14 protein-coding genes are annotated in these 13475 nt (G+C 41.9%); 8 read left to right on the forward strand and 6 right to left on the reverse strand.

The features are described 5' to 3' along the window. Nucleotides 1-109 precede the first annotated feature (109 nt). Nucleotides 110-1576, forward strand: a complete 1467-nt coding sequence (locus A5875_RS18320; protein ID WP_088935023.1) for a sensor histidine kinase — start codon at nt 110-112, stop codon at nt 1574-1576. 115 nt (nt 1577-1691) lie between these two features. Next, nucleotides 1692-3407 carry an ABC transporter ATP-binding protein gene (locus tag A5875_RS18325; protein ID WP_088935024.1) on the forward strand — a complete coding sequence of 572 codons (1716 nt, stop codon included), beginning with the start codon at nt 1692-1694 and terminating at the stop codon, nt 3405-3407. Between the two features lie 45 nt (nt 3408-3452). Here A5875_RS18325 and A5875_RS18330 read toward each other — a convergent pair whose 3' ends face one another. The 6 genes from A5875_RS18330 to A5875_RS18355 all read right to left on the reverse strand — a co-directional run bounded on the left by A5875_RS18330 (nt 3453) and on the right by A5875_RS18355 (nt 9202). Next, nucleotides 3453-5000 carry a bifunctional metallophosphatase/5'-nucleotidase gene (locus A5875_RS18330; RefSeq protein ID WP_088935025.1) on the reverse strand — a complete coding sequence of 516 codons (1548 nt, stop codon included), beginning with the start codon at nt 4998-5000 and terminating at the stop codon, nt 3453-3455. 89 nt (nt 5001-5089) lie between these two features. Then, on the reverse strand, nt 5090-5893 hold the full coding sequence (locus A5875_RS18335; RefSeq protein ID WP_088935026.1) for a metallophosphoesterase family protein: 804 nt from the start codon (nt 5891-5893) through the stop codon (nt 5090-5092). A 1-nt stretch (nt 5894) separates the two neighbouring features. Then, nucleotides 5895-6677, reverse strand: a complete 783-nt coding sequence (gene phnE, locus A5875_RS18340; protein ID WP_088935027.1) for a phosphonate ABC transporter, permease protein PhnE — start codon at nt 6675-6677, stop codon at nt 5895-5897. Beyond that, entirely contained in the window at nt 6674-7453 is a 780-nt protein-coding gene (gene phnE, locus A5875_RS18345) for a phosphonate ABC transporter, permease protein PhnE (protein ID WP_088935028.1), read from the reverse strand. The genes phnE (A5875_RS18340) and phnE (A5875_RS18345) overlap by 4 nt, the downstream gene beginning before the upstream one ends. Next, on the reverse strand, nt 7425-8216 hold the full coding sequence (phnC, locus tag A5875_RS18350) for a phosphonate ABC transporter ATP-binding protein (RefSeq protein ID WP_088935029.1): 792 nt from the start codon (nt 8214-8216) through the stop codon (nt 7425-7427). Before phnC ends, phnE (A5875_RS18345) begins: the two co-directional genes overlap by 29 nt. Before the next feature lie 59 nt (nt 8217-8275). Next, nucleotides 8276-9202 (reverse strand): phosphate/phosphite/phosphonate ABC transporter substrate-binding protein, encoded by a 927-nt coding sequence (locus A5875_RS18355; RefSeq protein ID WP_088935030.1) that lies wholly within the window; start codon nt 9200-9202, stop codon nt 8276-8278. A gap of 194 nt (nt 9203-9396) precedes the next feature. On the opposite strand from A5875_RS18355, the gene A5875_RS18360 reads away from it, so the two are divergent. The 6 genes from A5875_RS18360 to A5875_RS24195 form a co-directional block, all read left to right on the forward strand. Then, complete coding sequence (locus A5875_RS18360) at nt 9397-10077, forward strand: cyclic nucleotide-binding domain-containing protein (protein ID WP_088935031.1); 681 nt, start codon at nt 9397-9399, stop codon at nt 10075-10077. Nucleotides 10078-10241: 164 nt separating this feature from the next. Further along, entirely contained in the window at nt 10242-11294 is a 1053-nt protein-coding gene (locus A5875_RS18365) for a BMP family lipoprotein (protein ID WP_088935847.1), read from the forward strand. 95 nt (nt 11295-11389) lie between these two features. Next, on the forward strand, nt 11390-12220 hold the full coding sequence (locus A5875_RS18370; RefSeq protein ID WP_088935032.1) for an AraC family transcriptional regulator: 831 nt from the start codon (nt 11390-11392) through the stop codon (nt 12218-12220). A gap of 182 nt (nt 12221-12402) precedes the next feature. Next, entirely contained in the window at nt 12403-12552 is a 150-nt protein-coding gene (locus A5875_RS18375; protein ID WP_088935033.1) for a bL35 family ribosomal protein, read from the forward strand. A 145-nt stretch (nt 12553-12697) separates the two neighbouring features. Continuing rightward, on the forward strand, nt 12698-13126 hold the full coding sequence (locus A5875_RS18380) for a hypothetical protein (RefSeq protein WP_176244750.1): 429 nt from the start codon (nt 12698-12700) through the stop codon (nt 13124-13126). A gap of 40 nt (nt 13127-13166) precedes the next feature. Continuing rightward, a partial coding sequence (locus A5875_RS24195; RefSeq protein ID WP_369596963.1) for a LacI family DNA-binding transcriptional regulator occupies nt 13167-13475 on the forward strand: 309 nt, incomplete at its 3' end.

The raw sequence follows: 13475 nt of genomic DNA on the forward strand, positions 1-13475 counted from the left end.
CCTTTATTTAAATAGGAATATTCTTTGAAATTTCAATGAATAATGAGATTTTAATTTGATAATAAGTTATTGTAAGGGTAATCAATAAACTGAATAGAAGAGGATTCCTATGAGATATTTGTATCAGCAGTTATTAGCTTTTTGGTTGCTTATTATTTTAACCGTGGTCTTGATCGGTGTGTCTTTTACGAATATTAATAAGCGGACATTGGCTGCTCAGAACTATAACGAAATTATGAAGTATATAAAATCTGTCAATGCCACGTTAAATGGTTTTCATACAGATTTATCCGATTCTTATTCCGAACCCTATGGCAACTTAAGCAGGGAAGAGATACTACCCTATTATTTGTTTAATGCAGAACAAGTTTTAGCGAATCAACAGATCAAGTTTGTATTAATTGATAGTCAAAAAAATATCATTTATCCAGAGAAAAACATTGAGCTTCAAAAATCCTTATTAGATGATTCGGAGTGGGAAAGGCTCAAACAAGGCGAAAATATCTCTAAAACCATCAAGTATGATCTTGATGGAAAGCCTAATCAGACCTCCTATATTCTTTCGAATCGGAATGTTTCCAATGAATTTAACGGTGTACTCATTGCCTCAAAGTCAGCCAAGGATTTGGAATATAGTGAAAAACTGATTTCGGATAATTTGCTGAAGGGCTTTATTATTTCTTCGTTATTTGGCGGGGCGATCAGCTTTGCGTTGGCGGCTGGACAAGTCAAGAAAATCAATGATCTAAAGCGGGCGGTCAATCAAATCGCAAATGGAAATTACGAAATCGAGATCGAAGAGAAAAATAATAAGGACGAGTTTAATGAGCTGGCCCATGATTTCAATAAGATGGCGGTGGCTTTGCAGGTGAACGAGAAGGAAATCATCCGGCAGGAGGAATTGCGGAAACAGTTTATGGCCAATACCTCCCATGAGATGCGGACGCCATTGACGACGATTAAAGGATTATTGGAAGGCTTTGAATATGGGGCGATTCCAGAAAGTCAAAAAGGAAAAGCTGTGTCATTGATGCAAAACGAAACGGATCGTTTGATTCGCTTAGTGAAGCAGAATTTGGATTACGAAAATATCAGAAGCCATCAAATCACTTTGTCTGAGACTCATTTTGATGCTGCCGAGGCAATCAAAAATATTGTCGCTCAATTAAGTAAAAAGGCAGCTTCGATGAATGATCAAGTCATTTTATTAAATGAAGGTCCGGTCGAAGTCTTTGCTGATCGCGATCGCTTTATTCAAATCATGGTAAACATTATTCAAAATGCCATCCAGTTCACTGAGGACGGCGAAATAAAGGTGGACATCAAGGAAACCGATAGCGATGTGATTGTCTCAGTTGAAGATGACGGGATCGGAATGACAGTGGAGGAGCAGAAAAATATCTGGGATCGTTATTACAAAGCCGACCCGTCCAGAAAAAATACCAAGATAGGCGAGTCAGGACTTGGCCTGTCGATCGTGAAGGAATTAGTGCGGTTGCACAATGGTTCGATTGAGGTGGTAAGTCAGAAAAATGAAGGAACCACTTTTGTTGTTCGCTTTCCTAAAGAAGTTTAGTTAATATGAAATAAGATAAAGGCTGTTGATACGATCGTATTGACAGCTTTTTTAGCGGAAAAAATTTGCTGAGTATCTGTTATACTTATTTAAATAGAAAAAAAGGAGTTCAAAGATGTTAAAGCGTTTTTTTAGTTATTATCGTCCGTATAAAGGACTGTTTATTTTAGATTTCACCTGTGCGGTATTTGCTGGATTATTGGAGCTGGCTTTTCCTGTTGCGGTGAATCAGGTCATTGACAAAATTATGCCGCAAAAGGAGTTTCGGATTATTTTGCTAGCCTGTTTGGCGCTCTTTTTATTTTATGTGCTAAACACGATTCTTCAATATATCGTGGTGTTTTTTGGACATAAATTGGGCGTCAACATTGAAACGGATATGCGGCGGGAGTTATTTGCCCATTTGCAGACCCAGCCCTATGAATATTACGACAATCAAAAAACAGGAAAGTTGATCAGCCGGCTGACGACGGACCTGTTTGAAATTTCCGAGGTTGCTCACCATGGTCCAGAAGATATTTTTATCACGATCATGACACTGGTCGGGTCCTTTTTATTAATGCTTAACACCCATGCGAAATTAGCCCTTGCCACTTTTGCCGTCTTGCCGCTGATTACGATTGCTTTAGTGTTTTTTAATAAAAAAATGACCAATGTAAATACGCGGATTTATGAAGATTTGGGAGAGTTTAATGCGGGCGTTGAAGCTTCAGTCAGCGGGATTCGTGTGACACAATCCTTTGCCAACGAAGAATATGAGTATCATCGGTTTGGAGGCTTGAGCGAGGCCTATCGCAAATCGAAAATCCTATTTTACCGAATCATGGCGATCAGCTCGGCCTATAATTATTTATTGATTCGTCTAATTAATTTGTTTACGCTGATTTTTGGTTCGTATTATGTGATTCAAGGAGAATTGACAAACGGACAATTTGTTGGGTTTATTTTGCTGGCGAATGTTTTTGTGCGGCCAATCGAAAAGGTCAATAATATGATCGAAAGTTATCCAAAGGGCATCGCCGGCTTTAAACGGCTGACGGAAGAATTGGACAAAAAGCCGACTATTATTGATCAGCCTGATGCGGTAGATGTGACTCATTTATCCGGCGACATCCATTACGATGATGTGTCGTTTTCTTACGCTGATGGAAAAAAAGTGTTGAACCATATCAATCTTTCGATTAAAACAGGAGAGACGGTGGCTTTCGTTGGACAAAGCGGATCAGGGAAAACGACGTTGTGTAATTTGCTGCCGCGTTTTTACGAGGTGACAGGTGGCGAAATAACTATCGATCGCATCCCGATTCGCGACATGACACTGACTTCGTTGCGCAACCAAATCGGCATCGTGCAGCAGGATGTTTTTCTATTTCCGGGAAGTATCCGCGAAAATATTGCTTATGGACGTTTAGATGCGAGTGAAGAAGAGATTCGGACCGCGGCCAAATTGGCGCACCTTGATGTTGTCTTAGAACAAATGCCGGAGGGAATCGACACGCAGATCGGGGAACGAGGCGTTAAACTCTCTGGTGGTCAAAAACAGCGGGTCGCGATTGCCCGCATGTTCTTGAAAAATCCGCCGATCTTGATTTTAGATGAAGCGACCTCGGCGTTAGATACCGAAACGGAGCAGGTGATTCAGGAGTCCTTGAACTCGTTAGCCAAAGGACGAACGACTATGATCATCGCTCATCGATTAGCGTCGATTAAACATGCGACTCGGATCGTGGTTGTCAGCTCTGAGGGAATCTTAGAACAGGGGACTCATGAAGAGTTAATGGCAAGAGGCGGCGCGTATCGTAATTTATACGATGCTCAATTTAGAAAATAAAACAGCAGGCGAAAAACTTTTTGAAGGTTTTTCGACTGCTGTTTTTTACAAAATCACATTAAAATTATGATCGACTTCAGCCTTGATTATTGGATGCTTTTTCAAATACTCCGCAATCAATTCCGTCATGTCGATTTGGATTTCCCGTACGATTTTATCTGCGCCGAACATTTCATAGTTTCCGCCGCCGATTGCACGGTATTGATTGGTCACCAGTTCAAATTCTTGTTCAGCGGTAATGGGGTGGTCATGGAAACACAGCTCCGTAATTCGTTGTCCGGCTGGTTGATTCATATCGATCGTGTACTGAATGCCTTCATACATATCATAATTATAGTATTGCGGTTTAGGCTGGATATACGCCGGATTGAAGACGATCTGGTCATTTTCCACGGCGAGGTAGTTGGCGGATTGTTCCAACGCTGCTCGCAGTTCGGCACCGTTGACCTTAATGACGGCCAATGTATTTGGATAGATATAGTTAGTAATGACATCTCGCATCGTGATCGTTTTGCCAAAGCCCTTGCCTTCATTATTGAACAGCGCAGTGCCGGAAATCTCCGCTCCGCTGGCAGATAATTGCACCCGATTGATAAATTCGACATAGGGGTGTTCTTCCAAACGCGCCTGCATAGGGTCCGTGATGCGCATGTCGCCTTCAACTTTTCCTAAAGTTTGATCCAGCCAACGCTCCAATTCTAATTCTAGCGGTTTGATCGCCGAGAGTATCTGCGGATCGGCTGCCACATTCTCGACAGTATGCAAGGCGGCGTGACTATCAACGACCATGACTTGGTCGCCATTTTTTTCAATCGTCAATTGGATTTCTCCAATGTGATTGCCTCGGTAGCCGGGCTGGACGACTGGAACACCATTGATTTTTGCAGCGATCGTCCGGTGCTGATGACCAGTAAAAAGGGCATCGATGCCCTCAACTTCCTGTAAAAGTTTGTAACCCTCATTTTCTCCGGTCAATGCTTCGGTTGCTTCGCCCGTTGTTAGATCCTTTTCGAAGCCGCCATGATAACTGACGATTACTAAATCTGCCTGCTGGTTTAAAAGCGGAACATATTTCTTGGCTGTTTCAACGATATTCGCAAAAGTTAAACCTGCGAGAGTTTCCGGTTTTTCCCAGTGGGGGATGTATTCTGTGGTTAAGCCTAAGATGGCAATTTTTATTCCAGCCTTTTCAATAATTGTGTAGGCTTGGCCGAAATAGGGCTGTCCAGCTTCATTTAAAATATTTGCGGCCAGTACTGGTGCATGATAACTTTCAATGGCTTCCTTTAAATAATCAATGCCATAGTTAAACTCATGATTTCCGATTACTTGAACATCATAATCCATCAGATTAATCAGCTTCGTCAGTTCTTTAGCAGAAGATTTCTCTTTGGCAAGATAATAACTCAACGGGGAGCCTTGAATGAAATCACCATTCTCGATTGCAATTACCGGTCCAGCGGCTTGCGCTCGTAATTCTTTTAGTTTAGCAGCAACTTTGGCAGCGCCAAATGCTAGATTTTGCTTACCAGAATAATCGGTCGGATAAACGTAGCCGTGCATATCGCTGGTTTCAAGAAAAGTAAGTTTCATGCTTATGTCTCCTTAGTTATCATATGTATTAACTCTGCATCAATGACACAGAAGAGGCCGAAGCATTCGCTGCGATCGGCCTCATTAAGTTATTTAGTCATATGCAGTGTTTTTAGCACATGACCTGGAATAAAGTTCTCTGATGTTTGCTGGATCACTCTTCCTTGTTGGAGCTGGTAAAGATTGTAGCCATGACGCTCCTCAAAACGGACAAAGCCGCCGCCTTCATCTTCACCGACAAAGGACATACTGGACACCGTAAAATAGGGAATGCCGTTAATTTCATCACTGAAAGTATGATGGGTATGACCATTCAGGATACAGCGAATATCAAAAGGCGCGATCAGCTCCAGAAATCGTTCAGTCCCCGGCCAATTCGAAATACTGCTTTGCTGCGGCAGCAAATGATGGTGGGTGACTATTACGATTGGCTGGTTTTTCACTTGCTCCAAGGTTTTCTCTAGCCATTGAAATTGACCTTCATCAACAATACCATCGGCATAGCCATAGCATGAGTTGTCGAAGGAAATCACTGTGAAGTCGGGCAGCGTCACTACTTGATTGTATGGCGCGGAAGAAGCTTCCTCCGCGCACCAACCGACTCTGAAATGTTCTTTGATATCGTGATTTCCTAGCGTCACAATGATTTCGGTATCGCCTAATTGGTGTTTCAGCCACTTCCGTAAATAACGATAATCTTCTATTTCGCCGTCTTCTGTCAAATCTCCACTGATGACTACTAGATCAAGCGTGGTCTGCTGCTGCAGGTGTGTCAAACATTTTTCCAGTGGAATCAATGGATTCTGCATCTTAGCCAGCATGCCTTTATAGCCTTCATCACAGGCCTCGTACTTTCTGCGAAAATGTATATCTGATATGTGCAATATATTCATGTTATCTCAATTTCTTTCTTATGATTCCGGTTATTTGGTCCAAAATAAACACGGTAACAACGACACCGATCAAAATAATGCTGACCTTGCTCCAAGAACGGGTTTGAATCGCAAAAATCAGCGGTGCGCCAATTCCGCCAGCGCCAACGAGACCGAGGGTTGCGGCACTACGGACAGCAATTTCAAAATGGTTCAATGCTAAGGAACAATAGATCGGCATTAGGTAGGGAATGCGGACATAAAAAATCGTCTGCCAAAAATTTGCGCCTACGGCATGCATTTCTTCAACCAGCCGTTCATCCATCGCTTCCATTTCTTCGGTAAATAATTTCCCCAGCATCCCGATTTGGTGAACACCGATCGCCATTACTCCGGCAAACGGACCTGGACCGACTACTTTGACGAAAATGATCGCAAACACCAATTCAGGGAATGCCCGCAAAACATTACAAATAAATTTTCCTAATTTCGTTACCCAAGGATGCGCCTGCCATAAGTTCGCTGCGCTGATCAAAGTGATAGGAATAGCTAAAACCGTCGCAATCATCGTTCCTAAACAAGCGATCCCGATCGTCAGTAAAAGCAGACTCATCAAATCTTCGCCGCTGCCGTCGTAGAAAAAGCCCCAGTCAGGCTGTCCTAAACCGCGCAGAACGTCCAATCCCATTGCAGGGGAGAAGGTACTCAAGCCGGAGTAGTCCAGCGTCGCCGCTGATAGCACAACAAGAATGACCAATACGACCAGCGAAACGATCGTCTTTCTATTCATCTCGCGAATCATCATAGCAGGGACCTCCTAACACGCTCGCTTAATTTATCAACGATAGCGACCGTAAGCAAAATCGTCAGAATAATAATCGACACCCGCTCATAATTCAATAAAGCCAGTGATGAATTCAAAATGACGCCGATCCCGCCGGCACCAACATAGCCAAGAACGGTAGAAGCGCGAACATTGACCTCAAATGCGTAAAACGCATAACTGGCAAATTGACTCAATACTTGCGGAGTAATCGACCAGACAGCGATCTGCATTTTATTGGCGCCGACTGCCGAGGCAGCTTCGATCGGACCGAAATCGATCGTCTCGATTGCTTGGAACATTAATTGCGACACCATCCCAAAGGTGAAAACAGCGATAGTCAAAACACCTGTCGCTTCACCGATCCCAAAAATAGCAACAAAAAGTGCAGCTAACAGCAGCGTAGGGATCGTACGAACCAAGCCTAAAAGAAAGCGAAAAATAGTCGACAGCCACCGATTTTCAGTCACTACAGTGGTTGCTAAAAAACTCACTGGAATCGCGAAAAGCAGCCCAATGACAGTTCCTAGTAAGGACATCTGCAATGTTTTAACCATCGGTTCTACTAATTTTGGCAAATAGCTGAAGTCAGGATGGATAAACCGTGATAAGAAAGCCGTCATTTGGCTGGAATTATTGAAGACCTGAGAAAAATCTGCGGTCGTGATCCATGCACTTCCTTGAAAGCAAGCGATTAGAAACAGCAGAATAAGCAGGTGCTTATACCATTTAAAGTGAACAGTCTCTTTCAAGCTCATTGATTTCGCCTGCCTTTTCTTCAAAAATTGCTTTGCCATAGATCTGATTCAACCGTTCATCGGTCAACGCCTCAGGTGCTCCGTCAAAGACGACCTGTCCGGCATTCAAGGCGATCACGCGTGTCGAAAACTCACGAGCAAGCGGAACCGAATGAAGATTGACGATGACCGTCTTATTCATGGTTTGATTGATTTTTTTCAAATCCTCCATGACTTTTTGCGTCGTGATCGGGTCCAAAGAAGCCACCGGTTCATCAGCTAAAATAATGGGCGCCTGCTGAACTAATGCGCGGGCAATCGACACCCGCTGCTGCTGCCCGCCGCTGAGCTCGTCGCTGCGGGTCTGCAATTTGTCTGACAAGCCGACTGTTTCCAACGCTTCTTTTGTTTGCTGATAATCTTCTTTGGTAAAGAGTCCGAAAATACTTTTCCAAGTCGAGTAATAGCCCAAGCGACCGGACAAGACATTCTTCTGAACGGTACTGCGTTTCACCAAATTAAAGCTTTGGGAGATCAAACCGATTTGACGGCGGATCATGCGCAATTCTTTTTTATTTGCTTTTGTAATAGAGGTCCCGTTGATACGAATATCGCCTTTGGTGGTGCTGACTAAACGATTGATGCTGCGCAGCAGGGTACTTTTTCCCGCACCGCTCAATCCGATAATGGACACAAATTCACCATCTTCAATGGTTAGATTGATATCCTTGAGACCAACGACACCGTTGGGATAAACCTTCGAAACATTGTCAAAAATTATCATTATCTATCTCCGTTTTTTAAAGTGCCAGTGAATAAAATTCACTGACACTTATTAATCTCTTAATCCGCTGCTTTTTTCGTGTAATCTCTGATTGTATCGTAGGCAGAGTCCGCAGCTTCTTCATAGCCTTGATGTCCCCATAAAGACATGGCTTCCGCGCCGTCTTCATCATCCTTCATATTAAGGAAGGTTTTCTTGATTTCCGCTTTTAAGTCCTTGGACATATCTGGTTGAACCGCGATAGCGTCATTTGGAATGTCGCCTTCAGTCAAATATAGGACCTTCAAGTCTTTAAACAAATCATTATCAGAAAAACCTGAGGCAAAGACATTTCGCGCGCCTTCAAAAACAAAGGCCGCATCCATTTGTTTATTCAATACAGCAGTAATTTCACTTGGGATATCATTAACAGTAGTCATTTTCGCATCGGTCGTAGGATCTACACCAGCGTCTTTTAATTCCGCCACAGGATAAATATAGCCGCTGGCCGAGTTAGGACTCAATGTAGCGATATTTTTTCCTTTAAGATCAGTCAATTTGGTCATATCACTGTCCGCACGAACTAAAACTTCGCCTTTAAAGGTATTGGTCAGCTTATCTTTTAGCGGCAAGCCGGTTTCTTGATCGTAATCACCAAGCTGCGAGGTCAAAATCGCTTCAGCAGCCTTAGCGTCTTTTGCTTGCACATAAGCGGCAGGGGGCATGATACCAACATCCACTTGACCAGAAGACATCGCTTCAACGATCGTCGAATAATCTGTCGCCAGCGTTACTTCAACTTCACGATCTAATTTTTTCGATAAGTATTTGGCGAAAGGTTTTGCCTTAGCTTCCATACTGCCGTCGTTGTTCGTCGGGACAAATTGTACGACCAACTTTTCTTTCGTGTCTTTTTCTGAACTGCTTGTTTTACCAGAACCGCACCCAGCTAAAGCCGTAAGTAACATCACTCCGATAAACCCTTTTGCTAACTGTTTGAACTGCATTTTTCTCCTCCTATTGGATGTAATTTCTACTACGTCTAAATCATAGCAAGGAATCAAAAATAATGAAGTGACGCACGTCCTATTTTACACAATTTTTACATACAATTTACAATCGAACACAATGGATCGTTCGTATTGAGCATGAAATCATTATAAGCTATAATGAAGAAAAACTCTTAGAGGTGGTTTTTTCCATGAAAAAAATTCAGGATGCCGAGCAGCTGTCTGCTTATATCGAGCTGCATCATTTGCAAGAATATATGGATTCAGATCTTTTGACGATGGCTTCTTTGCACTATTTCGAAAAGGAAGAGCACCTCATTCATGCGGGAACGGCTTCTGATTATCTGTACTTTTTAGTGGAGGGTACGGTTATGGTTTATTCTTATTCCTCAGATACGCAAAATATTTGTATCGATCATGCCAAGCCCGCGACACCAATAGGGGAGGCCTCTTCCTTATGGGGCTTATTGCCAAAAAGCAGTGTGAAGGCTGTATCGAATTGTATCTGTCTCAGTATTCCGTTAAATAAATACCGGACGCAGCTGCAGCAGGATGTTCGCTTTTTACAGAATATCTGTCAGCTATTGAGTTATCGGCTAAACTCAGGAATTAATCTGGCGAATTCATTAACGGAGCCTGTGGAAACTCGCTTAGCGAAATTCATTTTGACGAATCACGAAGACGACCGTTTTTCATTTCGCCTGACAACTTGCGCGTCTATTTTAAATGTCAGTTATCGCCACCTTTTACGAACGATCACCAATTTTCGAGAAGCGAATATTATCGAAAAAAAGAAGAACTATTATTTGATTCATGATTTTGATGCACTGGAGGATTTGGCTGAAAATCTCAGCAATCCTGCCCGACCATAAAAACTAAATAGATCAACCACTTAAATCACCTTGAGTATTCTTGCAGGGTGATTTTTTTGTTTTGAGAAGAAGAGAATCTGCCGAAAACAGATAGTGTTCGATATATCGGTATGCTATACTTTTAAAAGTTAGAAGTGTCAAGACACAAAAAGGAGAGAAGAGTGTTGAAAAAATTTCTGGTATCATTACTATTTTTAGCTTCATGTGCAGTTTTGGTTGGCTGTTCACAAACGAGCGGAGAGAAAAAAGCCGAAAAGGAAACGAGTAAAATTGCGTTGGTCTTAGGATTTGGCGGAGTCGATGATCGTTCCTTTAACCAAGCTGGCTGGGAAGGGCTTGAAGCTTGGGGAAAAGAAAAACAGCTGACGGCGAAAAAAGATTTTACGTATATCGAAACGAACAATCCAGAGGACAATAGTACCAATATCGATCAGGCGATAAAAAACGGCTTCACTACGATTATCAGTTTAAGCTATTTGCAAGCGGAAGAATTAAAAAATGCCGCAAAAGCCAATCCCGAATTGAATTTTGCCTTAGTAGATGGCGAAATTACAGGTAAAAAGAACATTTCATCAGCTACCTTTAAAGATCAGGAAAGTGCTTACCTAGCAGGCTTAGCCGCTGCTTATACGACGAAAAGCAATAAAGTTGGTTTTATTGGCGGAATGGAGGGCCCAGTCATTCAGCGCTTCCAAAGTGGATTCGAAGCTGGAGTGAAGGCTGGTGCGGAGGCTCAGAATAAGGAAGTAGCAGTGAACGTTCAGTATGCAGCCTCCTATGACTCGCCAGATAAAGGCAAAGCCATCGCCGCTTCGATGTATAAAGATGGCGCAGATATTCTATACCAAGCTGCCGGAAGCACAGGCGCCGGCGTGTTCCAAGAAGCGAAAGCCCGCAATGAAAATGATTATAGCAAAAAAGTCTGGGTCATCGGTGTGGATCGGGACCAAGAAGATGAAGGCGACTATAAACTAGAAAATGGAGAAACGGGAAATTTCACGCTAACATCTACGAAAAAGAATGTGGGAGCCGCGGTCAAAGAATTTGCGGAAACAGCGTATAACGATAAATTCCCGGGCGGCAAGCATCTGACTTTCGGCTTGAAAGAAGAGGGTGTTGATCTGACAAAGGGACAGCTATCCGATGAAGCAGCAAAAGCTGTTGCAGAAGCGAAGGAGAAAATTATCAGCGGCGAGCTGACTGTGCCGGAGAAATAATTTGGTTTTAGCAAATGTTTCCCAATAAAAGATTCGGCAGAGAGACTGATTTCTTGTTAAAATTGAGAGAGAAATCAATCATGGGGGGCAGCAAAATGGACAAGAGAGCGTTAATAAACGATAGCATCGACTATATTTTGGCTCATTTAGCTGAACCGCTTACGATTGCCGACGTGGCGAAGCAGCTTTCTTATTCGAAGTATTATTTTTGTCGAACCTTTAAAGAGGTGACGGGTGAGAGTGTCTATTCGTTCATCAAACGAATGAAGATCGAACAGAGTGCGATTGATTTAAAGCTGAAAAAAGACAAGCAAATTTCGGAGATTGGTCTGGATTATGGGTATAGTGCGTCAAATTATAGTTCTGTATTTAAAGAATTATACGATCAGTCGCCGGTAAATTTTCGCAAAACGATCAAGGCTAACAAAGTGCCCAATCCCTTCAATCCGCAAAAACAAGAGACGTTGTCTTCTTATGAAGCCTATCAGCAAAAAATTGAGATTCGCGAATTAAATGACCTGTTAGTTGTTTTTGAACGGAAGCTCGGAAGCTATGTCAACTTGAAGCAGGAGTGGTCAAGCTTTATCGCCGAGAATGCCTATTATGATGAAACGTCGGTGATGATTGAAAAATATTATAACGATCCTTCTTTGGCAGTTTTTGATAATAGTATTTGCGATCTGTGTTTTACGGTGGATGAGGTTTTTGATAGTGAGAATACGAAGATCATCGAAGCGGGAAAATGCGCGGTCTTTCCTTTTCAAGGAACGATTGAGGAAATCTTTTCAGCCGCTCAAGGGCTTTTTACCATTTGGCTGCCGCAAAGTGAGTATCATATGAAAGAAAATTACGGCTTGAATATTTATCGCAGGATTGATTGGGAAGCAGGTTATGTTCAAATGGATATTTGTATCCCGATAAAATAGAGCAAGAATTCAGAAGTTTATCAAACGATTCTTTTTTACAATAAGATTATCGAAAGCAGATAATTTTGTTGTAGAAGAGAATCGTTTTTTATCTAAAGGGGGCTTGAAGATGGAAATGGTGATTCCACCTTATCTTGGGTAGTAATTTCTTAAAGTGAATGGATGCTAAAAGGAGTTAACGAATGCCTAAGATGAAATCACACAGCGGCATAAAAAAGCGCGTAAAGCTGACCAAGAATGGCAAAGCCAAACGACATAATAAGGGAAAGAACGGCTCAAATTATGTTGATCACTCAGATATGCCTGCTGTGAAAAAAGGATTATTGAAGTGAAATTATTTCTAAATGAATACTAGAAAGTCCATCAAGTGATCGCAGGATGATTTCTTGATGGATTTTTTATTGTTTTCATTTGTTGGATTATATCTGGATGATTTATCGTATACTGGTTTTATAGGTTATATAAAAGGAGATTACTATGATAAATTTTACCAAGGCCACTGCTGTTTATACGCTTATTTATTCGATCGTCAGCTTCATCTTGCTAGTCAGTGTCGGCTTCTTTACGATCGCTTCACGAGGTATGCTCATTTTGACGCCATTTATCGGATTGCCATTTTTTATTGGTTTTCTGCATATCGTCGGATTTATTTGTGAGATTATTTGTTTTCGGTTAAATAAGGAGTACCCAGAAAAACGAAGATGGGTGCTGATTTCATTGATTTTTTATATCGTAGAAATTTTTGCTCTGTTTCTGCCGTTGATCGCTGGCCTCCTGAAAATGAATGCTTATGTTATACAAAGTATCATCCTCTTTGCGATGGGGAGTATTCCTATCACCAAAGTTTGTCTGCTTATCCTTTCAATTATTATTTTGGTGAAATTTAGAAAGCGAAAGGTGAGCTAATATATCTGTCTCTTATACACATCTAGACGAAGAGGCTGGAGTGTCCGTGACAACTGTATCGAATGTCATTAATAATCGCTCCCATCGAGTTAGTAAAGAAAAACTATACAGTTGTCACGGACACTCCAGCCCTGTCTCTTATACACATCTAGATGTGTATATTGCCGAAGAGGCTGGAGTGTCCGTGACAACTGTATCGAATGTCATTAATAATCGAGATGTGTATAAGAGACAGATTAATAATCGCTCCCATCGAGTTAGTAAAGAAAAACTCGCGTTGATCAACTCAATCATAAAAAAATACAATTATACCCCCAATTTGAATGCACGCTGTCTCTTATACACATCT

Source organism: Enterococcus sp. 3H8_DIV0648 (assembly GCF_002140655.1).
Classification (GTDB): Bacteria; Bacillota; Bacilli; order Lactobacillales; family Enterococcaceae; genus Enterococcus_A; species Enterococcus_A hulanensis.

Excerpts from the sequence above, each read along its gene's own strand:
- A5875_RS18320 (WP_088935023.1), top strand. The coding sequence starts at position 110 with ATGAGATATTTGTATCAGCAGTTATTAGCTTTTTGGTTGCTTATTATT.
- A5875_RS18325 (WP_088935024.1), top strand. The coding sequence starts at position 1,692 with ATGTTAAAGCGTTTTTTTAGTTATTATCGTCCGTATAAAGGACTGTTT.
- A5875_RS18330 (WP_088935025.1), bottom strand. The coding sequence starts at position 5,000 with ATGAAACTTACTTTTCTTGAAACCAGCGATATGCACGGCTACGTTTAT.
- A5875_RS18335 (WP_088935026.1), bottom strand. The coding sequence starts at position 5,893 with ATGAATATATTGCACATATCAGATATACATTTTCGCAGAAAGTACGAG.
- phnE (WP_088935027.1), bottom strand. The coding sequence starts at position 6,677 with ATGATGATTCGCGAGATGAATAGAAAGACGATCGTTTCGCTGGTCGTA.
- phnE (WP_088935028.1), bottom strand. The coding sequence starts at position 7,453 with ATGAGCTTGAAAGAGACTGTTCACTTTAAATGGTATAAGCACCTGCTT.
- phnC (WP_088935029.1), bottom strand. The coding sequence starts at position 8,216 with ATGATAATTTTTGACAATGTTTCGAAGGTTTATCCCAACGGTGTCGTT.
- A5875_RS18355 (WP_088935030.1), bottom strand. The coding sequence starts at position 9,202 with ATGCAGTTCAAACAGTTAGCAAAAGGGTTTATCGGAGTGATGTTACTT.
- A5875_RS18360 (WP_088935031.1), top strand. The coding sequence starts at position 9,397 with ATGAAAAAAATTCAGGATGCCGAGCAGCTGTCTGCTTATATCGAGCTG.
- A5875_RS18370 (WP_088935032.1), top strand. The coding sequence starts at position 11,390 with ATGGACAAGAGAGCGTTAATAAACGATAGCATCGACTATATTTTGGCT.
- A5875_RS18375 (WP_088935033.1), top strand. The coding sequence starts at position 12,403 with ATGCCTAAGATGAAATCACACAGCGGCATAAAAAAGCGCGTAAAGCTG.
- A5875_RS18380 (WP_176244750.1), top strand. The coding sequence starts at position 12,698 with ATGATAAATTTTACCAAGGCCACTGCTGTTTATACGCTTATTTATTCG.